Origin of the sequence: Pseudoduganella albidiflava (genome assembly GCF_004322755.1) — a bacterium.
In the GTDB taxonomy this organism is placed as follows: Bacteria; Pseudomonadota; Gammaproteobacteria; order Burkholderiales; family Burkholderiaceae_D; genus Rugamonas; species Rugamonas albidiflava.
Window position 1 is genome coordinate 4,175,044 of sequence record NZ_CP036401.1, and the last position, 24,397, is coordinate 4,199,440.

21 protein-coding genes are annotated in these 24,397 nt (G+C 65.2%); 6 read left to right on the top strand and 15 right to left on the bottom strand.

The genetic code is table 11. The annotated features are described in order from the left end of the window. Nucleotides 1–160 precede the first annotated feature (160 nt). The 3 genes from EYF70_RS17140 to EYF70_RS17150 all read right to left on the bottom strand — a co-directional run bounded on the left by EYF70_RS17140 (nt 161) and on the right by EYF70_RS17150 (nt 7,058). Complete coding sequence (locus tag EYF70_RS17140; RefSeq protein ID WP_165497709.1) at nt 161–3,481, bottom strand: PAS domain-containing protein; 3,321 nt, start codon at nt 3,479–3,481, stop codon at nt 161–163. A gap of 133 nt (nt 3,482–3,614) precedes the next feature. Further along, nucleotides 3,615–5,255, bottom strand: coding sequence for a diguanylate cyclase domain-containing protein (locus tag EYF70_RS17145; protein ID WP_131146487.1), 1,641 nt, complete (start codon nt 5,253–5,255; stop codon nt 3,615–3,617). A gap of 468 nt (nt 5,256–5,723) precedes the next feature. Then, nucleotides 5,724–7,058, bottom strand: a complete 1,335-nt coding sequence (locus tag EYF70_RS17150; RefSeq protein ID WP_165497710.1) for a GGDEF domain-containing protein — start codon at nt 7,056–7,058, stop codon at nt 5,724–5,726. 348 nt (nt 7,059–7,406) lie between these two features. On the opposite strand from EYF70_RS17150, the gene EYF70_RS17155 reads away from it, so the two are divergent. Beyond that, nucleotides 7,407–8,615 carry a TIGR04552 family protein gene (locus EYF70_RS17155; RefSeq protein WP_131146489.1) on the top strand — a complete coding sequence of 403 codons (1,209 nt, stop codon included), beginning with the start codon at nt 7,407–7,409 and terminating at the stop codon, nt 8,613–8,615. Between the two features lie 206 nt (nt 8,616–8,821). Here the strand turns inward: EYF70_RS17155 and EYF70_RS17160 are convergent, their stop codons facing one another. Next, nucleotides 8,822–9,220 (bottom strand): DUF6228 family protein, encoded by a 399-nt coding sequence (locus EYF70_RS17160; RefSeq protein ID WP_131146490.1) that lies wholly within the window; start codon nt 9,218–9,220, stop codon nt 8,822–8,824. A gap of 1,164 nt (nt 9,221–10,384) precedes the next feature. Next, nucleotides 10,385–10,948 (bottom strand): hypothetical protein, encoded by a 564-nt coding sequence (locus EYF70_RS17165; RefSeq protein WP_131146491.1) that lies wholly within the window; start codon nt 10,946–10,948, stop codon nt 10,385–10,387. Between the two features lie 195 nt (nt 10,949–11,143). Here EYF70_RS17165 and EYF70_RS17170 point away from each other — a divergent pair, with 195 nt between their 5' ends. From EYF70_RS17170 to EYF70_RS17180, 4 genes are all read left to right on the top strand, one after another. Next, on the top strand, nt 11,144–12,109 hold the full coding sequence (locus EYF70_RS17170; protein WP_131146492.1) for a nitrilase family protein: 966 nt from the start codon (nt 11,144–11,146) through the stop codon (nt 12,107–12,109). Between the two features lie 171 nt (nt 12,110–12,280). Beyond that, nucleotides 12,281–12,757, top strand: a complete 477-nt coding sequence (locus EYF70_RS17175; protein WP_131146493.1) for a GNAT family N-acetyltransferase — start codon at nt 12,281–12,283, stop codon at nt 12,755–12,757. 193 nt (nt 12,758–12,950) lie between these two features. Further along, on the top strand, nt 12,951–13,091 hold the full coding sequence (locus tag EYF70_RS31110; protein WP_165497711.1) for a hypothetical protein: 141 nt from the start codon (nt 12,951–12,953) through the stop codon (nt 13,089–13,091). 118 nt (nt 13,092–13,209) lie between these two features. Next, on the top strand, nt 13,210–13,650 hold the full coding sequence (locus tag EYF70_RS17180; protein ID WP_131146494.1) for an acetyltransferase: 441 nt from the start codon (nt 13,210–13,212) through the stop codon (nt 13,648–13,650). Nucleotides 13,651–13,837: 187 nt separating this feature from the next. Here the strand turns inward: EYF70_RS17180 and EYF70_RS17185 are convergent, their stop codons facing one another. The 10 genes from EYF70_RS17185 to EYF70_RS17230 all read right to left on the bottom strand — a co-directional run bounded on the left by EYF70_RS17185 (nt 13,838) and on the right by EYF70_RS17230 (nt 23,343). Then, nucleotides 13,838–15,175 carry an MFS transporter gene (locus EYF70_RS17185; protein ID WP_131146495.1) on the bottom strand — a complete coding sequence of 446 codons (1,338 nt, stop codon included), beginning with the start codon at nt 15,173–15,175 and terminating at the stop codon, nt 13,838–13,840. Nucleotides 15,176–15,259: 84 nt separating this feature from the next. Then, entirely contained in the window at nt 15,260–16,450 is a 1,191-nt protein-coding gene (locus EYF70_RS17190) for a benzoate/H(+) symporter BenE family transporter (RefSeq protein ID WP_131146496.1), read from the bottom strand. Nucleotides 16,451–16,457: 7 nt separating this feature from the next. Continuing rightward, nucleotides 16,458–17,237: a 3-oxoadipate enol-lactonase gene (pcaD, locus tag EYF70_RS17195; RefSeq protein WP_131146497.1), complete on the bottom strand. Its 780-nt coding sequence runs from the start codon at nt 17,235–17,237 to the stop codon at nt 16,458–16,460. Beyond that, a complete protein-coding gene (locus EYF70_RS17200; RefSeq protein WP_131146498.1) occupies nt 17,234–18,034 on the bottom strand; it encodes a 1,6-dihydroxycyclohexa-2,4-diene-1-carboxylate dehydrogenase in 801 nt (266 codons plus the stop codon). The genes pcaD and EYF70_RS17200 overlap by 4 nt, the downstream gene beginning before the upstream one ends. Nucleotide 18,035: 1 nt before the next feature. Then, entirely contained in the window at nt 18,036–19,049 is a 1,014-nt protein-coding gene (gene benC, locus EYF70_RS17205; protein ID WP_131149167.1) for a benzoate 1,2-dioxygenase electron transfer component BenC, read from the bottom strand. Between the two features lie 29 nt (nt 19,050–19,078). Further along, nucleotides 19,079–19,570: a benzoate 1,2-dioxygenase small subunit gene (gene benB / locus EYF70_RS17210; RefSeq protein WP_131146499.1), complete on the bottom strand. Its 492-nt coding sequence runs from the start codon at nt 19,568–19,570 to the stop codon at nt 19,079–19,081. Next, the gene (gene benA, locus EYF70_RS17215) at nt 19,567–20,964 is read right to left on the bottom strand and encodes a benzoate 1,2-dioxygenase large subunit (protein WP_131146500.1); all 1,398 of its coding nucleotides are present in this window, start codon (nt 20,962–20,964) and stop codon (nt 19,567–19,569) included. The genes benB and benA overlap by 4 nt, the downstream gene beginning before the upstream one ends. 11 nt (nt 20,965–20,975) lie before the next feature. Next, nucleotides 20,976–21,896 (bottom strand): catechol 1,2-dioxygenase, encoded by a 921-nt coding sequence (gene catA / locus EYF70_RS17220; RefSeq protein ID WP_131149168.1) that lies wholly within the window; start codon nt 21,894–21,896, stop codon nt 20,976–20,978. Nucleotides 21,897–21,932: 36 nt separating this feature from the next. After that, the gene (gene catC, locus EYF70_RS17225) at nt 21,933–22,223 is read right to left on the bottom strand and encodes a muconolactone Delta-isomerase (RefSeq protein WP_131146501.1); all 291 of its coding nucleotides are present in this window, start codon (nt 22,221–22,223) and stop codon (nt 21,933–21,935) included. 10 nt (nt 22,224–22,233) lie between these two features. Continuing rightward, nucleotides 22,234–23,343 carry a muconate/chloromuconate family cycloisomerase gene (locus tag EYF70_RS17230; RefSeq protein ID WP_131146502.1) on the bottom strand — a complete coding sequence of 370 codons (1,110 nt, stop codon included), beginning with the start codon at nt 23,341–23,343 and terminating at the stop codon, nt 22,234–22,236. 102 nt (nt 23,344–23,445) lie between these two features. On the opposite strand from EYF70_RS17230, the gene EYF70_RS17235 reads away from it, so the two are divergent. Continuing rightward, complete coding sequence (locus EYF70_RS17235; protein WP_131146503.1) at nt 23,446–24,360, top strand: LysR family transcriptional regulator; 915 nt, start codon at nt 23,446–23,448, stop codon at nt 24,358–24,360. Nucleotides 24,361–24,397: the final 37 nt, after the last annotated feature.

A 24,397-nucleotide genomic window follows, 5' to 3' on the forward strand; every position in this document is an offset into this window, starting at 1 on the left:
GTCCGGTTGATTGTCGTGGCATCGTCCGTGGCGCCGCGCCTTGCCTGGCGAAGCGCCGACGGACATCCTTTTATGCTGCAAGCATGCAATGGTAATGTAATCGCAACACAAGTCGCGCCCGATTGGCGCCGGGCCGGCGCTCCTGCGCCCGCGCGCCGGATCAGCGGCCCGTGTTGCCGTTGCCCAGCATCCGGCGGATGCGGCCGGCCAGCTGCTCCCGGCTGTACGGCTTCGAGAGCAGCTGCACGCCCGGGTCGAGCCGCCCGTCGTGGACGATGGCGTCCTGCGCATACCCCGAGGTGTACAGCACGGCCAGCCCCGGCAGGAGCGCCCTGGCATGGCGGACCATCTCGGGACTGCGCATCGCGCCGGGCATGATGACGTCGGTGAACAGCAGGTCGACTGGCGTGCCGCTCCGGATGAGTTCCAGCCCGGCCTCGGCGCAGCTTGCGCACACCACGTGATAGCCGAGGTCCTTCAGGATGCCCACCACGGTAGCCTGCACGTCGGGATCGTCCTCGACCACCAGGATGGTCTCGCTGCCCCCTTCGCAGCGCGGCGGCGCTGCCGGCGACACGGGCGCGCCGGCCTCCGTGCAGCGCGGGAAATACAGGCGCACGGCCGTGCCCTTGCCCGGCTCGCTGGCAATGCGGAAATGGCCACCGCTCTGCTGCACGAAGCCGTAGGCCATGCTCAGCCCCAGGCCGGTGCCCTCGCCCACCGGCTTGGTGGTGAAGAACGGCTCGCAGGCCTGCTCGAGGACTTCGCGCGTCATGCCGGTGCCCGTGTCCACCACCGCGAACATGACGTGCTCGCCGGCGATCGACCCGGCGTGGCTGGCCAGGTCGCCGTCGACCCGCGCCACGTTGGCGATTTCCACGGTCAGCGTGCCGCCACCGGGCATGGCATCGCGCGCATTGATGACGAGGTTCAGCAGCACGTTTTCCAGCTGATCCTTGTCGACCGATACCGGCCATGGCGCCGCGCCGCACACCACCTGGAACGCGATCTCGTCGCCCACCGCCCGGCGCAGCAGTTCGTCCATGCTTTCCAGGACCAGGCGGGGATCGAGGACGGCGGGCTGCAGCGGCTGGCGCCGCGCGAACGCCAGCAGCTGCGCGGACAGCCGCCCGCCCCGCTCCACCGCGCGCAGCGCCGTGGCGATGCGCTGGCCGGCCGCCTCGTTGCCGCGGACATGCCCCTGCAGCAGTTGCAGGCTGCCCTGCAGCACCTGCAGGATATTGTTGAAATCGTGCGCCACGCCGCCCGTCAGCTTGCCGATCGACTCCAGCTTCTGCGCCTGCCGGAGCGCCATCTCGGCGTGCTGCAGGGCCAGGCGCTGCTCCTTTTCCTGGGTGACGTCGCGCGCCACCGCATGGATGAACGACTCGTCCGGCACCGCGGTCCAGGATAGCCAGCGGTACGATCCATCGCGATGCCGGTAGCGGTTTTCAAAGCGCATGGTCTTGATGCCGCCGGCGAGGCGGCCGGCCTCCGCCAGGGTTGCCGCCACGTCGTCCGGATGCACGAGGTCGAGGAAGCGCTGGCCCAGCAGGTCCTGTTCGGTCCAGCCGAGCAGCTCCGTCCACGCCGGATTGACGGCGACGATGGACGCATCGAAGCGGGCCACCAGCATCACATCCGTGGACAGGCGCCACATGCGGTCGCGGTCGGCCGTGCGGCGCGCCACTTCTTCTTCCAGCCCATGGTTGATGGTGGCGAGCGAATCGGCCAGGGACTTTTGCGCGTGCACATCGGTGCTGGTGCCGATCCAGCGCAGCTCGCCCGTCACCGGATCGTGCGCGGGCAAGGCGCGGGCGATGAACCAGCGGTAGGCGCCGCTGCCGCCATGGCGCAGGCGCAGTTCGTTGTCGTAGGCGGCGCCGGTGGCCGTGCACTCGCGCCAGGCGTCCAGCGCCTGGCCAAGGTCGTCCGGATGCACGATGGCGGTCCAGCCGGTGCCGTGCAGCGCCTCCTCGCCCATGCCCGCATAGGCCACGAACTCGTTGTTGCACCAGGACAGGCGCGCCGCGCCGTCCATCACCCACGCGTGGTTGGGCATGGCCTCGGCCAGCTTGCGGAAATCCTGGCGATGCCGTTCCTGCTCGTCGATGGCATCCCGGTACGCCTGGATGTCCTGCGTGATGCCGTACCACTTGACGATCTTGCCCGCGCTGTCGCGGCGCGGAAAGGCGCGCGCGTGCATCCAGTGATAGCGGCCATCGGCCAGGCGGATGCGCGCCTGCACGTCGAACGGCTGCCCCGCCAGCACGGCGTGCGCCCAGGCATGCGCGGCCCTGGGCCGGTCGTCCGGATGCGCGGCCAGCATCCAGTTGCCATCGCCGGCCTGCTGCCCGGTCCACTCCTGCCAGCGCGGCGGCAGGGGATCGACGATACCCTGCGCGTCTGCGGTCCACTGCACATCGGGATTGAGCGCGACGGTGTGGCGGAAGTGATCCTCGCTTTCGCGCAGGTCCAGCTGCGCGCGGGCGCGCGCCACGGCTTCCCAGGTCTGGTCGGCCACGTCACGCGCGAGTGCCGCGTCTTCCTCGCGCCACTGGCACGGCGCCGGCTGGTGCAGGTACAGGATGGCCGCGAAGCGCCCGTCGCGGATGATCGGCACCACCAGCAGCGCCTGCGTGCCGATGCTGGCATAGCCCGCCGCATACGGCGCGGAGCGGGCATCCGCGGCGATATCGTCGAGCCGCAGCACCTCGCCGCGGCGAAGCACGTCGATGATCGCCGGGCCGAAACTGGCCAGCGGCCGCTGTTCGCCGGCCAGGCTGGCCATGCCGGGCGCGGTCCAGTCGTCCTTGACGGAGACGGTTTCGCCCGCCGCATCGATCTCGCCGTAGCCGGCCCGCGCGACGCCCAGGTGCGTTCCCAGCAGCTCGCTGGCGGCACGCATGATGTCGAAGGGGTCGGTCAGCTCGCGGAAGCGCTGCGCGGTCGACAGCAGGAAGTCCTGGCGGCGCTGGGACAGGACTTTCTGGGTGGTCTCGGTGAACGTGACAAGGACGCCACCGACGTTGCCGGCGTCGTCCGGCACGGCGCTGTACGAATAGTTGAAGTAGCAGTCTTCGCGGTAGCCGAAGCGGTCGATGGTGAGCTTGAAGTCGTCGAAGCCGAACGATTTGCCATCCCATACCTCTTCCCACATCGGGCCGATGACGTGCCAGATCTCGTGCCATGTCCCGGGCGCGGTACCACCCAGCGCGCCGACATGCTTGGCGCCGAGGATCGGCAGGTAGGCATCGTTGTACAGCTGGACGAATTCGCGGCCCCAGGCGATGTACATCGGCAGCTGGCACTGCAGCAGGATCCTGACCGCCGTCTTCAGGCTGGCGGGCCAGGCGTGCACCGGTCCCAGCGGCGTGGCGCGCCAGTCAAGCTCGCGCATCTGGCTGGCCATCGGACCAGGGTAGTCGAACAGGCCATCGTCGCCCTGCCGCGCATCGTCGTAGCCCGGATCCGGGAGCACTGCTATCGCCATATCGGTAACGCCATCGCGAGTGAAAACACAATCGTTGTCTTGAGGACCAGATTGTATAGCAGTGCTACGTCACCCGCGCGCGCCGCTCCCGTGCGGCAGGCCGGCGCCCCGGCCCTGATGGTCAGGTCGCCGGCGGCCCGGCATCCTTCAGCGGATCCGCGGCGACATCCACGTGGCGCAGCGCCCAGGTGTTCCGGCCGGCGGCCTTGGCTTCGTACAGGGCATCGTCGGCGATCTTGAGCAGCTTGTCGGGCGCGACCTTGCCGGTGCTGTACGCCACCCCGACCGTCGCCGTCACGTCCAGCATCATGCCGCCGCACGCGAACGGCTCGCGGATGGCATCGAGCAGCTTGTCCACGATCGGCGCGATACGCGCCTGCGTGTCGATGGTCTCGAAGATGATGACGAATTCGTCGCCCGCCAGGCGCGCGATCGTGTCGACTTCCCGGACGCTCCTGCGCAGCCGGTCGGCGAACTCGCCCAGCACCCGGTCGCCGATGGCATGCCCGAAGGTGTCGTTGATGTCCTTGAAGCGGTCGATATCGAGGAACGCCAGCACCAGCCCCTGATGCTGGCGGCGGGCGCGCGCAATCGCCGCGGGGAGCTCCGCCTCGAACATGCGCCGGTTGTTCAATCCCGTCAGCACATCGGTCCGGCTCAGCAGGGCAAGCCGCTCCTCGGCGGCACGCCGCTGCTGCGACAGGCCGAAGAACGCCCGGCTGAGGCTGCCGATCTCGTCTGCCCGCGCCGAATCCAGCACGCCGATGTCCGCCGTACCGGCGGCCAGCATGTCGACTTGCCGGTGCAGGCGCCTGAGCGGCCGGAGGAAACGGGACACCAGCCACAGGCCGGCGGCCGCGGCCAGCAACGTGACGGCGGCCGCCGACAGCCAGGCCGCATCCTCGCCTTGCTGCAACGGCGCGAAGGCTTCGGCCGTTGGATAGACGACCGTGAGCGTCCACCCGGTACGGCGCAGGTGCGTGGCGGCGATGAGCGCGCGCTGGCCTTCCTTGGTGACGCCCTCGGTCCACCCTTCGAAGCCTTCCAGGGCCTCGCGCGTGACCTCGGTAATGCCACCCTCCTCGCGCCAGACGTTGCGCAGCACGCGCGACGCGTCGGGATGATAGAGGATGGTGCCGTGCTGGTCGATCAGGAAGAAATACGCCGAGGTGCCGGGCCGGGATGCCAGGAACTGCCCCATGAAGCGGGCGTTGACGAGGCTGAGGGCGCCGCCGAGGACATAGGCGACCGAACCGTCCGCGCCGATCACCGGCTCGAGGAGGACGATGGTCGGCTTGCCCGTAAACGGGCTGCGATAGGGCCGCGAGATCACGCCTTCGCGGGTATCGATGGTTTCCCGGAATGTCCTGGACTTCGCGGCGCCCCGGTCACCGGTCGCGCGCCGGTCGGCAAGGTTGGCGATCAGCGTTCCCGACGCATCGAGCACCACGACGTTGTCGAATTCGTCGCGCAGCACCGGATGCTGTTCCAGCAGCGGCTGGAGGTCGCCGGGCCGCAGCCCGCGCTCCCTGGCCGCACTCTCCGCCACGGCACGCAGCAGGGTGCGCCGGTCGCTGATCTGCTGGTCGAGCGCGGCCGCCGTGCTCGCGAGAAGCGCCGCCTGCTGGTTGCCGACGACGGCGCGCATTTGCTGGCGCATCGGATGCAGCACAGCCAGCGACGCCAGCACCGCCGACGCGAGCGCGAGCACGCCCACCAGGATGGCGATGCGCGACTTCAGCGTGCGGGGATACAGGACCATGTGCGTGCCGGCGATCGTGTTGCGGAGTCAGGCTGCCACGGCCGCAGCGCTGGCACGGCTGCCGCCCGGGATCGAGCCCGACGGTGATGGCCTGGAAATACGGGAATCGGTATGGATCACGCCCTGCTCCGGAAATGTTCGCCGGAGGCGAAAGGGTCTCGGCATTAGCGGCCGGATGTTAATGCCGTCAAGTTAAGCGTTACCTGACACATTGAAAGCGCATGCAAGCACCCCAACGGCGAGGGGCTGGGGTCAGACCCGCCGGGTCTGACCCCGGAAGTTGCCCTTGGGGTCGGCCTAACTTCACGGCGTTACGGCCGGATGTTGGATTTTGGGTTACTTTATTTACCCAGGAGAAATTTTAGCGCGGGGACTGGATTAGCGCTACCAAAATGGCTCGGAGTGTTGCATGGATGAGCCATGCGCCGCGCTTGGCGGCATCGGCCGGTGCTCCTCCTGCGATAACGGCTACGATGCGACGCCATGATCGACTGCCTGCTGCGCATCCCGTGCGCACTCGGCGCGGTTCCTACCGTTCTTCTTGGCGATATACAGTGCCTGGTCGGCCCGGTGCAGCGCCACGCCGATGTCTTCGCCCTCGTGGGTGCCGGTGACACCGAACGATGCGGTGACGCGCAGGCCGGATGGCCAGGCGATATCGGCCATCGCGCCACGCAGTCGCTCGGCCAGCGCCAGCGTTTCATCGACGGACGCGCCGCGGCGCAGCACCAGGAATTCCTCGCCACCCCAGCGAACCAGGCGGTCTTCCGCGCGCAGCCGGGCGCGCATTTCACGGGCGAAGCGGGACAGGACTTCGTCGCCGACGGCATGGCCATGCCCGTCGTTGATCCGCTTGAAGTGATCGAGATCCACGACGATCAGGCCCATGCACTCGCGCCGCGCCTGGTCGTCCACCATCAGCCATTCACGCATGCCATTCCGGTTAAGTGCGCCGGTCAGGGAATCGGTGAACGCCTGCCCGGCCAGCTCCTGCGTCTCCAGTTCGAGCGCGCGATTGACTACCTTCAGCGCCGCCACCCGCGCCTTGCTGCTGTGGAGTTTTGCCCGGTATTCCAGCAGCCTGGCGGCCAGCCACATCGTCCCGAGCAGCATCCAGGCCACGACGATCGCCAGCAGCAAGGCGTTCTGGCTGATCCATTTTCCTTCCAGCCGCAGACTCTTCAGGGTCAGGCGGTGCAGCCCGGGGGCTTCGCGGCTGCCGGTATAGAGTTCGATGGCGGTCGTGTTATCGATCCGCACACCGGTCATCAGCAGCGGCACCTCGCGCGCCGAGACCCACCAGGGCGCGGTGCGCAGCAGTTCCAGCGGAACCGTCGCCACGCCATCGGGCGGCAACATGAATTCGATCTCGTTGACCTTCTGGGACTGCCATTCCCCGACGCGGGAGAAACCCCGCTCGAACTGCCGGAAATACGCCCGCATGCCGTGCTTGCCGGGCGCCGCGTCGGTAACGTCGACGGTCATTGAATGAAAGCCGGACAGGTCGATGCCGTTCTCGCCCAGGCCCAGTTCGAAGTGATAGCCGCAATAGGGCCACTGGTAGGTATCCTTGCGCACATCGCAATCGAGCACGATGCCCGGCCCTCCTTTTACCAGCTTCGCGGTCGAGGTACCGCCGTCACCACGGTCGTCGACCGGTGTCACGGGGAATCCGCTGCCGGCCGCCAGCTCCAGCACGCGCGTCATGCCAAGGTGGTGCCAGACCAGCAAGCCTGGCGTACCGACCACCAGCACCATGGCGGCGTACAGCAGCCAGCGTTGCAGCCGGGCATAGGGCGTCATGCGCATGACGGCGGGGAGGGAATCAGTTCATCGAACATGCTTGACGCGGCCAACACTTCAGGGACAGGTCGCTTCATTATAGGAAGCTGTCCTGGTCAAAAGGTTGTTTGCGGGCAACGCGTGATGTAACTCTGGGCAGCTTCCTCGTCCAGCGTGGGAAGCGCTGGCGTCGTCCACCTTCAGCGGACATTCCGGTAACTTTGCAGCGATGTCCATGACCGAGGCAGTCGCCGCCTACCGACGCTGTGGCCTGAAGGAGAATTGATGCCCTTAAGGATCGGATATTGATTGACCTCAATTTCGAACGACTGGATACTTGCTCGAGCAAAGCAGATCAAGGCAGCAGATATGAGTGAATTCCGGCCCACGCTCGAGACCAAGCGCAAATTCTCGTTAAATTGGGGCTACCTCGGGGCCATCGCCAGCGGACGCTCGGCGATCGACCTCGGCGCGCTTGCCCTGCGCAACCTGCACGATGCGCGTGAATTCGTGCGCGAATACGGCTACGACCTGGACCAGCCGGCCGCCCGCGACATCATCCGCAATGGCCACCGCGAGGCCGTCGATTTCATCATCGGCACGTTCCTGCAGCCGGGCCAGGAAAACCTCATTCCGCGCGAAGTGCTGGAGCCCGGTGATCCGGTCCAGCTGCTGGTCTACGCGTCCCACCAGGCGCAGCAACATAGCGAGCAGCGCATGTGGTCCTGTGCCATCCTCAAAGTGATGCATGCGATTTTCTACATCGACAACAACCTGGAGCTGAGGCACTTCAATACGATCCGCGACCAGGTGTTCGCCACGCTCGACGAGGTCATCCACGAAGACGACGAGGGGCAATTTTTCCTGTCCAACGGCGAGCTGTGCCTACCCCTGCACCACCACGAACGCAAGCGCAACAAGGGGCGCAACAGCATCCTGCTCAAGCTGCTGCAAAAGGCGGCTTATCTCGCGCAGGACATTTACGACCACCTGGGCGTGCGCCTCGTCTTCGGCACCCGCTTCGAATGCCTGCTGGCGCTGGAGACGCTGCAGCGCGCGCACATCCTGTCCATTACCAATATCGAACCCAATCGCACCCGCAATACCTTGCTCGACCTGGAAGCGGCCAAGGAAATCTTCGTGAAATACCGCTGCATGCTGGAGCGCAGCCACGAGTATCCGGCCGAGCTGCTGCAAAAGATGGACGCGGAGCTCCTGGCCGTCGCCAAGCGCCAGACGCGCGCCGACAATCCCCACAGCGGCGCCGATTTCAGCAGCATCCAGGTCACGGTGCGCAAGATGATCCATCTGCAGGCCGGGCAAGGCTATCCTGAAACGGCGGGCCAGGATTATGACGTCGGCTTTTTCTTCGACTATGAACTGCAGTTGATGGACAAGGAAAGCCACCAGCGCAGCATGACCGGGCCGTCCAGCCACGACGCTTACAAGCGCCGCCAGGTCGAGACAGCGCGCCTGCGCGTTCTCGGGCGTGACCTGAGTGACTGGATCGCTGCGCATTCCAGCCCGGTATCGGACCAGATGCCTGAGCCGCTGGCGGCGCTATCTTCCGCCGCCTGACCCAGTCGAGGCCGCGCCCTGGCCCTTCGGCTTTCCGAATCCGCTGAACTAGCGCAGTGTGCCGTCAGGGACTGGCGGATGGTTGTCGAGTGGGACGAAGTGAATAAACCGTTGGCGAAACGCCAGGCCGCTTGGCGTCGGTAGACGGGCTGATCGCGGTCTGTCGCCAACGGCCGGTTTCGCACCCCATAGCAGACGGCCGCGGCCTATGACGGCTCAGCGAGTTTTTTCGGAACCAACCCATGGAACAGGCGTTCGAGTTGGCCCAGCTCGTAGTCAATGCCAGCGGTGACAGCCCATTCTTCAGTTGCACCCTGCAATCCATGCAGCTCGACGTTGAAAACAACATTGCCAAGTGCAGTACAGGTCGCGGAGAGCTTGAAATCTCCTTCAATCGACTGCCATTCTCGTGTGCCGCTCCATGGCCCGTCCTGCTTACCAAGGTCGGCAAGGAATGCTTCAAGTCCGGCAGCATCGCCGGTCTCAACCCAGACTTCGACCTTAGCAGAAACGGGGAATCCGACTAATTCAGCGAGCAAATACGGGCCGCTTGCGCAGCTAATCTTAAGTTCGCGATTTGAGCTACAGGATCGAATATTGATCATGGAAAGAAGTACTTGTTAAGTCGGCTTTGTAGGTCCGCTTCCGGCTGAAACCGGTTTATTGCGACCGGCCGGTTCCGCCCCGAAGCAGACGGTCAACAAACGCAGCTAGGGCGTCCTAAGCCGTAGAAATCTTTTGCCATCGAAGCGGTATCGTTCCCACGTCCTCCGTTTCCCAGCAACGTCACTGTCCCGTACTTCGACAATGAATCCGGATGTTTGGCTAACGCGCGAGATTTTGCCAATCTCGGAACCGAACTCGCCGCCAGGGACTAGGGTAAGCCTGCCATCACTGCCGCCCTGATAAAACCCGACAACACGAGTGTGTGCACCAGCGATGCCGGATACCTGCCACAGGTAGCAATTGCAAAGGTCCGACCAAAACTTTTCAAGACCGACGGGGATTGCGTCGTAGGGAATACGATTAGCAAAAGATCCATCGCCGCTTGAAGTACCCAGGAATCGGTCACCGTCACACGTCTGAATCTGGACCTCCTGCAATTGTGCTTCTACCTCACAGTCGGCGGTAAGCCCAGGTAGAGGGAATAGCATCAGAGCTACCAACAACACTCTTCCGAGTCGTAGCATGCCGATCTTTCAAAAGTCGTTGAAACGTTGTGCCGATACAGCCGCCGTTGGGAACCCCAAGGACCGCTTTTGGCCGATAGCGGAATTCATTGCGACTAGTGTAACTCAGCAAGAAGCGGTGGGCCTCGCTACCTTACGCCGGTAATCGCAGCGATTTCAAAAACGTCGCGGTTATTCGGAAAGTCACAATACCGGCAACTGCCATCGTCCGGTCCGGCCTGGCGCCGGGCTGGTGCCCGGGCGCACGCCCGATCCTCCGGAGTGCTGCTGGCGTCTTCAACGTGCCGGCGATTGAGTCGGGCACTGGTACGCACCCCGGGGTGACGCCCGACATATTGGTGAGGGAACTCGTACAGCGCTGGCTGGCAGACAATACAGGCCGATCGTCCTGGCGCGAGGAAAGCCGGGCAACGCGAGGCTTTCAATGGAAAGATGTTTTTCTTCCTGAAGGGACATGCCAAAGTCTTGTGGTGGGCCGTGTCGGGCTGTGCCTGCCACGGCTTTTGGCATGTCAACGCAGCATCGGCTCCGACAAGCACCGTTGCGTTGGGTTCATCCAGCGAATTCTGGTCTGGAACACTAGAGCTTCCCGAACATGTAAGTCCACCGATGTCCGGTGCGCCGCTCGAGCTCCAGCAGGAACTCAGGTGACAGGTCCGGCCATTCCCAGAACTGCAGGCCCAGCGTGCCGAACAGGAGATCGTCGTGTTCCCACGCCGTCACCGGCGCACCCTGGCCACATTGCATGCACGCCAGTTCGCCCTCGCCTCCTTTCAGCCATACGTCGGCAGCCGCATAGAACAGGTGAATATCGTGCTCGGCTGCGCAGTGGGGGCAACGCGCGGGGCCGTAGTCGCCCTGGCCATTGAAGAAGGCATTCCGCGTCATCGACAGTTCCATGCCGTTGGGATTGTATTGCAGGAAATCGGCATAATCGGCTTCCCGCTCGCTCTCTGGAATGCCCCCGCATGCCCGCCTGTAATGCGGCCCGGGAGGATAACCGGGCTTGTAGCAGCAGTCGGTCAACCGGTGCTGGATGATCTCCTGCTCGACCAGCCAAGCGACGATGCATTCGCCAAGGCGCTTCGCCTTCTCCGTATCGGATGTCGCTCGGTCCATGACGCTTTGCGTGTGGGTGCCCATCTGATGTGCTCTCCTGTTCCCGGGGTTCGACCTCTTCCATGATCTACGCCACGGCCGGGCAAGTCAACGCTCGTCCGGGCAGCTTCGCGTGCGGTGGTATCGACAATTTCCCGACATCTGGCCGGCCATTTGAGCATACGATTATCAGGATGAGTATCTCCATACGCCATATTCAGATCGAAAGGCTCACGGCAAATGATTATCCAGGCGGCATCCATCCAGTTCCAGCACATCCCGGGAAACAAGCAAGCCAACTTGACATTGATAACGGATTTTGCCGCGCAAGCGGCATCCCGAAAGGTACAGCTCGCGGTCTTTCCCGAAATGTGCATCACCGGGTACTGGCATGTCATCGGCATGCCGCGCGACAGCATCGAACAGCTGGCCGAAGAAGTGCCCGACGGGCCGAGTACCCGGCATCTGCTGGCACTTGCCAGGCAACACCATATGGTCATCGGGGCCGGGCTCATCGAAAATGATCGGGGAACACTGTACAACAGCTATGTCGTGGCGGAGCCTGACGGAAGCTGGCACGTGCACAGGAAACTCCATGCGTTCGAAAGCGAGCACATCGCTTCCGGCGACCGTTACACGGTGTTCGACTCGACGCTGGGTTGCAAACTGGGCATCCTGATCTGTTGGGATAACAATCTGGTCGAAAACGCGCGCATGACGGCTCTGCTGGGCGCAGACATCCTGCTCGCGCCGCACCAGACAGGCGGCACCGCATCCAGGAGCCCGCATGCCATGGGCGTGATCGATCCAGCCCTGTGGCGCAACCGCAAGAACGATCCGGGAGCAATCGAGGCCGAGTTTCGTGGTGACAAGGGGCGCGGCTGGCTGATGCGCTGGCTGCCCGCCAGGGCGCACGACAACGGCATGTTCCTGGTATTTTCCAACGGCGTCGGCGAGGATCATGGCGAAGTCCGCACGGGCAACGCGATGCTGATCGACTGCTATGGGCGCATCATCAACGAAACATGGAAGGCCGGCGACGAAATGGTTTGCGGCCAGCTTGACCTGTCGCTGCTCGACCGCTGCACGGGCCGCAGATGGATACGTGGCCGCCGGCCTGCGCTCTACAGCCGGATCGGCGAAGCGACCGGTAACGAGCTCGACGCCATTGCTGCACGGTTTTCCGAAGCGCCTGCTTCGCGCTGAACCGATACCCCTTGCCTGCGGAGGCTTCGCTTTTCGGGTTATTACCGCCATTTACCGAACTCGGCCGTTCTGTGAACGGCCGATCCCGCTCGATTGCCGACATCTGATTACAATTGTTGACAGACTTAAAAGAGGCTGGACGGCATACTGGCGCTTTTTCCGCTGCACAGCATGCGCATCCGTCCTTATACCGAAGGAGAGCAAGGCGCTCTTCTCGCCATCTTTCAATCGTCCGTCCATGGGCTGGCCAGCCGTGACTATACGGCCGAGCAGATCGCGGCCTGGGCTCCCCGTGTACTCGATGCCGAATCCCGGCGGTCGTGGGATCGCCGGATCGACGCCAATCGTCCGTGGGCAGTCGAGATCGATGGCCGGCCGGTGGCCTTCGCCGACTTGCAGCAAACAGGTTATATCGACCAGTTTTTCGTGGCACCGGATTTTGCCGGAAAAGGCGTTGGGACTGCCCTGATGCGCCACCTGCTCGATATTGCGTCGGCTCGCCGGCTGCCAGCACTGTTCTCCTGCGTCAGCCTGACTGCGCAGCCGTTCTTTGCCCGTTTCGGCTTTCTGATCGAGGAAGAGCGGACTCCAGTCGTGAGAGGCGTAGCGCTGCGCAATGCCGTCATGCGCAAGACACTGGCTGAGTAGGCCCCATGGGACGCCCTCAGAGCATAACGCTCACGACATTCGGCAGCCGCCCTGGAGGCGTCTTTTTCCTTCGGCACGGATGTGATCCGGCGATCGATGCAGCACACGGACGCCATAACGCGGAAATATTCCCCGACAAAAGCATGCCGGCTGGCGCAAGCGGAACGGAATGCCGAAAAAATGAAAGCATCTCATGAGCAAACAAAATCGCCTGCCCGTGAACCTCGATCCCGGTATCGCGGCCTACCTCGCGAGCCCGTTTCCCGCACCAGTCCACCGCAATGGCAGCATGACGCAAACAAATGTCGCCTGCCCGGTCGAAGCACTGGATTGATTTGACCGGTAGCCAGGCAAATGTCGCACTTCCGGGCAGTGCCTGGATCTTATTTTCACATGTGATGGTAATTTTTCTCGCGCTCCAGGATAGCGCTGGCGGAATGCAAGGATAACGAATGCCTGTCGATAAAGTAAATGAAAACGATCTACCCCGTCTTTTCGATGTCTGGGAACAATCCGTGCGTGCGACGCATGATTTCCTCAGCGAAGAGGGTATCCGCGATCTGGTACCCCTGGTACGTCAGATTCTGCAAAAGTTCGCGCCGCTGTACTGCCTGCGCGATACCGCAAACCAGCCCTTCGCGTTTATCGGTGTAGCGGACGGCAATATCGAGATGTTGTTCGTGCATCCCGAGCATCGCGGCGGCGGCGCAGGTCGCACATTGATTCATTTCGCCGTCAGCCATCTGAACGCAACAAAGGTGGATGTCAACGAACAGAATCACCAGGCCGTCGGGTTCTACGCAAGGATGGGCTTCCGGATGGTCGGGCGCTCCGAGAAGGACCCCTTTGGGCAGCCGTATCCGCTATTGCACCTTGCACTGCCGGGAAAATAGCTTCAGTGGGCGGCAGCAGTACGAAAGATGACTCGACTTCCCGGGGTGCGCGATGGGAGGAACAGAGCCACGATCTTCCTCGGGCGCCACCCAATAGATTTCGCCACGCTGGATCTGTTGATTGCCGTGCAAAGTAGAGTTGTCAGCCATGGTGCGATCATAGTGCAAGCGCGATCCCTGCTGCCAATTACGCGGAGACCCCGACGACACGCTCCACCGCCGAAGCCGACCGCCCATGCCGGATCAGCGAGACCGCGATCGTCGCGACCACGGCGGGCACCGCGATGGCGGCGAAGTTCTGCTGCAGCGGCAATGCCATGCCGACCAGCGTACCGATCACGATCGGCGCGAGGATCGCACCGCTGCGGCCGACGCCGGAGGCCCAGCCGATGCCGGTGGCCCGCACCGCCGCCGGGTAGAACTGGCCAGCGTACGCATAGGTGACGATCTGCGTACCGATGGTCGACGCGCCGGCCAGCCCGACCAGCAGGAACAGCACCGGCGTGGATACCGGGTAGCCCAGCAGCGTGATCGACACGGCGGCCAGCGCATACATCCCCATCAGCACGTACTTGATATGGCAGCGGTCGGCCAGCCAGCCGCCGCCGACAGCGCCGATCACGGCGCCGAAGTTCAGCACCAGCACGAACGTCAGCGCCGAGCCGAGGCTGTAGCCGGCGCCCGCCATCAGTTTCGTCAGCCAGGAGCTCAGCGCATACACCATGAACAGGCACATGAAAAAGGCGATCCAGAACATCACGGTGGAAAAGCCGCGGCCATCCCTGAACAGCTGGCTGATCGGCGTGCCCGCCGCGGCACCATCGGAAGCCAGCGCATACGAGTCTCCCTGCTGCGGCACGAACGACGGCTCCAGCCGGCGCGCGATCTCCTGCACTTCGGCGATGCGGCCCTGGCGGACCAGGAACGCCATCGATTCCGGCAGCGCCTTCAGCACGAAGGGAATCAGCAGCACCGGCACGCCGGCGGCCAGGAACACGGATTGCCAGCCCCACGCTTCCAGCATGCCCTTGCCCAGCAACGCCGCCAGCATGCCGCCCACCGCGTAGCCGGAGAACATCAGCGTGACGAGCGTCGCGCGGATCTTCTTCGGCGAGTACTCGGTCATCTGCGCCACCACGTTCGGCATCACGCCGCCGATGCCGAGGCCGGCCAGGAAACGCATCGCGCTGAACACATAGGGATCGTTCGTCAGGCCCGCCGCGGCCGTGAACACGGAAAACAGCGCCAGGCAGATGGCGATGGCGGCGCGGCGGCCGATCCGGTCGGCGATGGTGCCGAGGAAGATGGCGCCGAACATCATGCCGAACAGCGCCGAGCTGACCATGAAGCCGGCGCTTTGCGCCGTCACGCCCATGTCCTTCATGATCGACGGGAGCGCGATGCCGGCCACGGCCAGGTCGTAGCCGTCGCAGATGATGATGATGGCGCACCACGCCAGGATGCCGCCGTGGTAGCGGTTGAAGCGGGCCTTGTCCGCCAGTTGCTGAAGGTCGATTTGCCGCATGATTCGTGTCTCCTTGGATGTTTGGATAGTCGTCGTTTCGAATCGCTGTATTGACGTTTTTTCTAGAGGCTGGTGCGGTCCTCCTTATTCGCGGGTCAGCAGGAGATGCGCGGCGATGCCGATCGCGATGCCCCAGAAAGCGGCGCCCAGGCCGAGGAACGTCATGCCTGACGCGGTGGCGACAAACGTGACCAGGCCCGCATCGCGGTCGCGCGCGGCCAACATGGCGCCCACGTTGGCCGCGATCGGCCCCAGCAAGGCGAGCCCCGCGACGGTGGCCACCAGTTCCTTCGGCAGCGCCGCGAACAGCGTGACGATCGAGCCGGCGCACAATCCCGCCAGCAGGTAGAACACACCGTTGGCCACCCCGGCGATGTAGCGCTTGCGCGGGTCTTCATGCGCATCCGGGCCGGTGCACATCGCCGCCGTAATCGCGGCGATGGCGATCGTGATGCCACCGGTGGCGGCGACCAGCAGGGACGCCAGGCTGTTGACCACCATCACTGGCCTGGCGGGCAAGTCGTAGCCGGAGGTCTTCAGCAACGCGATGCCGGGCAGGTATTGCCCCGTCAGCGTGACGAGGACCAGTGGCAGCGCGAGGCTGAAGGTGCTGCCCAGCGACCATTCGGGCGCGACCAGCACCGGCACGGCGAGCGCCAGGCCGACGTGGCTGAAGTCCGTCCGGCCCGCCGCGAGCGCGAGGGCGACGCCGGCCGCCAGCACGGCGACCACCGTATAGCGGGGCAGCATGCGCCGGCACAGCAGGTAGGCCGCGATCATGCCGATCGCCACCACGGGCAGGCTGCCCACGCTCCGGAAGGCATTCAACCCGAACGGGAGCAGGATGCCGGCCATCATGCCGGCCGCCACGCCGTGCGGGATATGTCGCATGATGCGGTCGACGCTGCCGGTGAGCCCGAGCAGCAGCAGGATCGCCGCCGCCGTGATATAGGCGCCGATCGCCTCGGCCACGGAAAGCGCCGGGAACAGCGTGATCAGTAGCGCCGTGCCGGGCGCCGACCAGGCAGTGATGACGGGCACCCGGTAGCGGAGGCTGAGGAAGATGCCGGTCACGCCGGCACCGATCGAAATGCCCCACACCCACGAGGCGAAGGTGGCCGCATCCACCTGCGCCGCCTGGCCCGCCTGGTAGAAGATCGCCAGCGGGCCGGCGAACGACACCAGCACCGCGAGGAAGCCCGCCACGATCGCCGGCAGCGGCAGCGCGCGCGCCGCCACGCCGGCCGGGGCGTCCGGCCGAACCGTCTCGCTCATGGTGGCCTCAGGAGTGAAGGAAGGACTGGATTTCCCGCGTGAAGACGGCGGGTACTTCGATGCTCGACAGGTGCGATGCCGGCAGCGTGACGAGCCTGGCGTCCCGGATACGCGTGCACAGCGCGACACCTTCCGCGACGGTGGTCACCGGATCGGCTTCGCCGGCGATCACCAGCACCGGCGCCGTGATGGCGCGGATGTCGTCGCCCAGGTCGGCGTCGGCCAGCGCATCGCAGCAGGCCGCATACCCTTCCGGTGACTGCCGGCGCAAGGTGCGCTGCAGCGGCTCGATGGTGGCGCGGTCTTCCGCCGCGAACGCCGGCGTGAACCAGCGCGCGGGCGAGGTGGAGGCGATCGTCGCCAGGCCATCCTCGCGCACCGCCTCGGCGCGGCTGCGCCAGCCGGCCGCCGTGCCGATGCGCGCCGCCGTGTTGGCCAGCACCAGCCGGTTCACGCGGTGCGGCGCATAGAGCCCCAGGCATTGCGCGACCAGCCCGCCCATCGACAGGCCGACCACGTGCGCACTGCCAATGGCGAGATGGTCCAGCAAGCCCAGCGCGTCGTTGGCCAGCAGCTCCAGGCTGTACGGTCCCGGTGGCGCGCCGGATGCGCCATGGCCGCGCGTGTCGTAGCGCACCACGTAGAAGCAGCGCGACAGCGCATCGGCCTGCGCATCCCACATCGTGTGATCCGTGCCCAGCGAATTGCACATCAGTACGGCGGGATTGCGCCGGTCGCCATCGGTCCGGTAGCGGCAGGCCGCGCCGTTGAGTTCAATGGTGTTCATCCCTGGTCCCCGCCGCCCACCGGCAGCACGCTGCCCGTGATATAGGACGCTTCGTCGGAAGCCAGGAAAAGGATGGCGCCGACCTGCTCGTCGATGGTGCCGTAGCGGTGCATCGGGCTGCTGGCGATGGTCTGGTCGACGATGCCCTGGTACCACGCCTGCTCCTGCGCGCTGAGCGGGGCCGGATTGCGCGGCACCACGCGCGGTGGTGCCGCCGTGCCGCCGGTGGCCACCGCGTTGACGCGGATGCCATCTTGCGCATGTTCCAGCGCGAGGCTGGCGGTCAGCGCGTTGACGCCGCCCTTCGCCGCCGAATAGGGAATCCGGTAGATGCCGCGCGTGGCGATCGAGGAGATGTTGACGATGGCGCCGCCGCGCTGTTCGATCATCGCCGGCAGCACGGCCCGGCAGCACCACAGCGTGGGGAACAGCGAGCGCCGGATCTCCGCCTCGATCTGTTCTTCGGCGTATTCCTGGTAGGGCTTGGCCCAGATGGTGCCGCCGACATTGTTGATCAACACATCGACGCGGCCGAGCTCGGCCAGCGCCTGGTCGACGACGGCTACCGCGCCCGCATAGGTTTCCAGATCCGACCGCACGACCGATACCTGCGCCCGGAGCTCGGCGCATTCGGCGGCCACTTCCAGTACCAGCCCGGCACGGTCGGCCAGTACCAGTTGCGCTCCCTCGCGCGCGGCGGCCAGCGCCGCGCCGCGGCCGATGCCCTGCGCGGCCCCGGTCACGATCACGACCTTGCCGCGGAAACGTTCACGCGGCGTCCTTGCTTCATCCGTCATCTCATGCTCCTGTCGACGAGAATTTCTCGTAGTGGAAACTGGCGGGGGCGACGCCCGTCTCGGCAAACCAGCCGCGCACCGCGTCCACCATCGGCACCGGACCGCACAGGTAGACGTCGACATCGCCGCCGTTCATCCAGCCCGGCTCCACGTGCGCGGTGGCATAGCCCTTGCGCGGGTGCTGGCTGTCCGCCGCCACGGTCGCCACGTAAGTAAAATCCGGATGCGCCGCGGCGATGCGATCCAGCTGCTCCAGCCCGACCAGGTCGTGGTCGTTGGTCACCGCATAGACCAGCCGCACCGGCTGCGCGAAACCCTTCGCGGCCAGCACGTCGAGCATCGACAGGAACGGTGCGATGCCGGTACCGCCGGCCAGCAGCAGCACGGGCCGCGCGACCGGCCGCAGGTAGAAGCTGCCATACGATCCCGTAAAGGAGATGGCCTGGCCCGGCGCCGCCTCGTTCGACAGGAAGCCGCTCATCCGGCCACCCGGCACGTTGCGCACCACGAAGCGCGCCTGGGTGGCGCCAGGCGGGGAACTGAACGAGTACGAACGCGTCAGCGTGGTGCCCGGAATGGCGACATTGACGTACTGGCCCGGCAGGAAATCCGGCCCGGCGCCGTCGAGATCGATGGCGAACGTGATCGTCGAGGCGGACAGGTGATCGACGGCGGCGATCGTTCCAGTAAAAGTATGGGCGCCGGACTTGCAGGACTCCGACGTGGCGGGAATCTTGACGACACAGTCGGAGGTCGGCTTGCACTGGCAGGCGAGGATGAATCCCCTGGCGGCATCCTCCGCCTCCAGCGCATCCTCGATATAGCTCGACTCGGGCATGTCGTAGCTGCCCGACTCGCAGAAGCCGCGGCAGGTGCCGCATGCGCCGTCGCGGCAGTCCAGCGGGATGTTGACCTTCTGGCGATAGGCCGCGTCGGCCAGTTTTTCGTTGTCGTTGCAGGTGATGAAGCGGGTGATCCCGTCTTCGAACTGCAGGGCGATGCGATGGGTATTCATCATCTGTCTCCTGGTGGCTTCGTGATCGACTAGATGTGATACACGTCGATGACCTGGTTGATGTAGTCGTTCTTCAGCACGACGTACTTGTCGAGGATGCGCGGCCGGTCGCCGCCGAAATCGATCACGTAGCGCGACATGCCGAAGTACGCGAAGTCGGTCTTGTAGCGGTGGCTCAGCGTGTTCCAGTTGAAGCGCACCGTGACCGTGCTTGCTTCCTGCCCCACCACTTCGATGTTGGCGATGTTGTGGCTGGTGCGCGTGTCGGGGATCGTCGCGCTCGAGCGTTCCGTCTTGATGCGGAACACCCGGTCTTCCAGCCCCTGGCGGGTCGGGTAGTAGATCAGCGAGATCTCGCGCTGCGGGTCCGTCACCAGCGTGCCGTCGTCGTCCCAGGACGGCATCCAGAACCGCGCATCCGGGTGATAGCATTCGAGCCAGTCGTCCCACTGCTCGTCGTCCAGCAGGCGCGCTTCGCGGTACAGGAAGGCGGCGATGGTGTCGATCGTCACGGTGCTCATGGCTGGCCCTCCTTCGGAGCGTTTTGCATTACAGCTTTCCGCATCACGTCCAGCCAGTAGCGGTGCTGCACCGTGTACAGCCCTTCATCCTCGGTACGCACGCCGGACATCACCGGCTGCAGGCCGATCTCGCTGGCCGCTTCGTCCGGCCCCTTGATCCAGTGCGTGGCGCCGCGGCACATGTCGTTCCATGCCATCGCCGTGCCGGCATAGCCGGCCTGGCAGGCGCGGAACTCTTCCAGGTCGTCCGGCGTGGCCATGCCGCTGACGTTGAAGAAGTCCTCGTACTGGCGGATGCGGCGGGCCCGCGCTTCGTCCGGTTCGCCCTTCGGCGCGATGCAGTAGATCGTCACCTCGGTCTTGTCGACCGAGATCGGGCGCAGCAGGCGGATCTGCGACCCGAACTGGTCCATCAGGTACACGTTCGGATACAGGCACAGGTTGCGCGAGCGCTGGATCATCCAGTTCGCCGTGGCTTCGCCGAACTTTTCGGCGTACTCGGCGTGGCGCGGGTAGTTCGGCCGGTCCTGCGGGTTCGACCACTGCGTCCACAGCAGCATGTGGCCGTACTCGAACGCGTAGAAGCCGCCGCCCTGCCGGCCCCAGGTGCCCGCATCCATCGCGCGGATCTTGTCTTCGCGGCCCGGTTGCGCTTCCTGTTCCTTGCGGCGGTTCGTCGTGGCCGCGTAGTTCCAGTGCACGGCCGAGACGTGGTAGCCGTCCGCGCCGTTCTCGGCCTGCAGCTTCCAGTTGCCGTTGAAGGTGTAGGTGGACGCGCCGCGCAGCACTTCCAGGCCATCGGCCGACTGGTCGACGATCATGTCGATGATCTTGCCGGCGCCGCCCAGGAATTCTTCCAGCGGCACCACGTCCGGGTTGATGCTGCCGAACAGGAAGCCCCGGTAGCTGGCGAACTTCGGTACTTTCTTCAGGTCGTGCGAGCCTTCCTTGTTGAAGCATTCCGGATAGCCGGCGCCTTCCGGGTCCTTCACCTTCAGCAGCTTGCCGCTGTTGTTGAACGTCCAGCCGTGGAACGGGCACGTGTAGGTGGCCTTGTTGCCCCGCTTGTGGCGGCACAGCTGCGCGCCCCGGTGGCTGCACGCGTTGATGAACGCATTGAGCTCGCCCTGCTTGTTGCGGGCGATGAACACCGGCTGGCGCCCGATGTGCGTGGTGTAGTAATCGTTGTTGTTCGGGATCTGGCTCTCGTGGGCCAGGTAGATCCAGTTGCCTTCGAAGATGTGCTTCATCTCCAGTTCGAACAGGTCGGCATCGGTGAAGGCGCTGCGGTGCAGGCGGTAATCGCCCTTTGCTTCGTCTTCGACCAGCAGGCCGTCGATGAACGCTTGCGTGGATGGCTTTGCGGGATGGATCGGGATGGTGCGCGAATTCATGGCAATGCTCCTCAGGCGGCGGCGCGGGCGCGTTCGACATCGGCGGCCGGTGCGGCCGCGCTGTCGGCATGCAGGCGGAAGTCGAAGTCGATCGATGCGAACGGCTGCTTCAGGTCCTTCGCGGCGATGGCGGCCGGGTCTTCCACGCGCACCACCGGCGGCACCAGGCCTTCGCGGCTGGCGAACGCGAAGTCGTCCCACAGGTATTCGTCGCCATCGATGTTGATCTGCGTGGTCAGCTTGCGGTGGCCGTCGGCGGAAACAAAGAAGTGGATGTGCGCCGGGCGCTGGCCGTGGCGGCCCAGCAGGTCGAGCAGCTGCTGCGTGCTGCCGCCCGGAGGACAGCCGTAGCCCTTCGGCATGATGGTGCGGAACTGGTAGCGGCCCTGGTCGTCGGCGACGATCGTGCGGCGCAGGTTGAACGGCGACTGCGACTGGTCGAAGTGCGAGTAATTGCCCAGCAGGTTCGCATGCCACACCTCCACCTGCGCGCCCGGGACCGGCCGGCCGTTCTCGCCGTAGACGGTGCCCTGCATGAACAGCACTTCGGCCCGGTCGCTTTCGGTACCGTCGTCGAGCCGCGCGCTGCCCTGGCAGACCGGCGCGCCGGCCACGTACAGCGGGCCTTCGATGGTGCGCGGCGTGCCGCCTTCCAGGCCGGCTTTCGCATCGGCCAGGTCGGCGCGGATGTCCATGAAGCGTTCAAGGCCCAGGCCCGGCGTCAGCAGGCCCAGTTCATTGTTCGCGCCGGCGGCCGAGAAGTACTCGAGGCCTTTCCAGAATTCGTTCGGCGTGATGTCCAGGTCCTCGATCGCCTTGCACAGGTCGCCCACCAGGCGCACCACGATCTGCTGCACGCGGGGATTGGCCGGGCGGATCGCCGATGCCACGATCCAGCTGTGCACGAGCTGGTCGATGTCGCCGTGGGTCATATTGGTATGGTTCATGATTGTCTCCTTGTGTTCTGGTCAAAAGTCGTTGGTGCGGATCGAGGACGGGTGCCGGCACAGCGGCGTGACATCGATCTTCATGTAGGGGAACAGCGGCAGCGACATCAGCAGCGCATGCAGCTCTTCGTTGCCGCCGACGTCGAAGATGCTGACGTTGGCGTACTGCCCGGCGATGCGCCACAGGTGGCGCCACTTGCCCTCTTCCTGCAGGCGCTGCGCCAGCGCCTTCTCGTCGGCCTTCAATTGCGCGGCCTGCCCGGCCGGCATCGCGGCCGGCAACTGGACATCCATCCGGACATGGAACAGCATGGTGTTCTCCTTATTTGCGCGACAGCCGGTGCAGCTTGTCGGTATCGATGGTCACGCCCAGGCCGGGCCCGGACGGCACTTCCAGCATGAAATCGCGGTACACCAGCGGCTCGCGCAGCACTTCCTCGGTCAGCAGCAGCGGGCCGAACAGCTCGGTATCCCACGACAGGTCGGCGAAGGTGGCGCACAGCTGGGCGGTGGCGGCGGTGCCGATGCCGCCTTCCAGCATCGTGCCGCCATACAGGCCGATGCCGGCCAGTTGCGCCACCGCGGCAACCTGCTGGGCCGGCACCAGGCCGCCCGATTGCGCGATCTTCACGGCGAAGACGTCGGCGCCTTCGCTGCGCGCGATATTGAAGGCGTCGACCGGACCATGCAGCGCTTCGTCGGCCATCAGCGCCACGTCGAAGCGGCGCGCCAGGCGGCGCATCGCTTCGCGGTTCTCGGCGCGCACCGGCTGCTCGATGAGGTCCACGCCGCCGTCCTGCAGGGCGGCGATGCCGCGTACGGCCTGCAGCTCGCTCCATGCCTGGTTGACATCGACCCGCACGCTGGCGGCATCGCCCAGCGCGCGCTTGATGGCCAGCACGTGGGTCACGTCGTCGTTCACGCTGCGGGCACCGATCTTCAGCTTGAAGATGCGGTGGCGGCGCAGTTCCAGCATCTTTTCGGCTTCGGCGATGTCCTTCGCGGTATCGCCGGAAGCCAGGGTCCACGCCACCGGCAGGGCGTCGCGGACGCGGCCGCCCAGCAGTTCACTGACCGGCACGCCCAGGCGGCGGCCCTGCGCATCGAGCAGCGCGGTCTCGATGGCGCACTTGGCGAAACGGTTGCCCTGGATCGCCTTGCGCACCTTCGCCATCGCTTTCGCGACCGCGCCGGCATCCATGCCGACCAGCAGCGGCGCGATGTGCGCGTCGATGTTGGCCTTGATGCTTTCCGGGCTTTCCTCGCCGTAGGCCAGGCCGCCGATCGTGGTGCCCTCGCCCCAGCCTTCGATGCCGTCGGCGCAGCGGATGCGCACCAGCACCAGCGTCTGCGTATGCATGGTGGCCACGGACAGCTTGTGCGGCCGGATCGTCGGCACGTCCACGAGGTAGGTTGTGATGTTGGAGATCATATTCAGTCAGTATGGTTTGGGGCGGTATGAGTACAATATGCCCCGTACGGGACCCCGTCCAACACTGATTTGGTATGTTTTCCATACCTGGAAGGTATAGTCATGGAGCTGCGCCACTTGCGCTATTTCGTCGCTGTCGCGGACGAGAAGAACATCACCCGGGCCGCCGAGCGGCTCAACATCGCGCAGCCGCCGCTGAGCCGCCAGATCCAGCAGCTGGAAGAAGAGCTGGGCGTGGTGCTGATCGAAAAGGGTTCGCGGCCGCTACGGCTGACCGAGGCGGGCCGCTTCTTCCATGCCCATGCCCAGGAACTGCTCGACAAGGCGCAGGACCTGAAGGCGATGACGCGGCGGGTCGGCAAGATCGAGCGCAAGCTGTCGATCGGCTTCGTGGCCTCGACGCTATACGGGCTGCTGCCGGAAATCGTGCGGCGCTTTCGCGACCGGTACCAGACGGTGGAGATCAGTTTCCACGAACTGACCACCATCGACCAGCTGAAGGCGCTGAAGGAAGGCACCATCGACGTCGGCTTCGGCCGGCTGAAGGGGGAAGACGCGGCGATCCGCCGCATCGTGCTGCGCGAGGAGCCGCTGATCGTGGCGCTGCCGGTCGGCCACCGGCTGACGCAGCAGCCGGGGCCGCTGAGGATGTCCGAACTGATGGACGACCCGCTGATCGTCTACCCGAAAACGCCACGCCCCAGTTTTGCCGACCAGGTGCTGGCCACGTTCCGCGAACGGATGCTGGTGCCGCGCCAGGTGATCGAAGTGCGCGAACTGCAGATCGCCATCGGCCTGGTGGGCGCCGGCCAGGGCATCGCGATCGTGCCGGACAGCCTGCAGGGCATGATCCGCACCGACGTGGTCTACCGGCCGATCGACGACCGGCAGGCCGTGTCGCCCATCATCTTCAGCGCGCGGGCGATGGACCGCTCCCAGGAACTGGCGGACATGCTGGCCATCATCTACGAGATCTACGAGGAGCGGCACATCGCGTATGTGCCGGAGGCGCTGTAGGGGACCGAATGCCGATGATCACGTGGCGCTGAACACC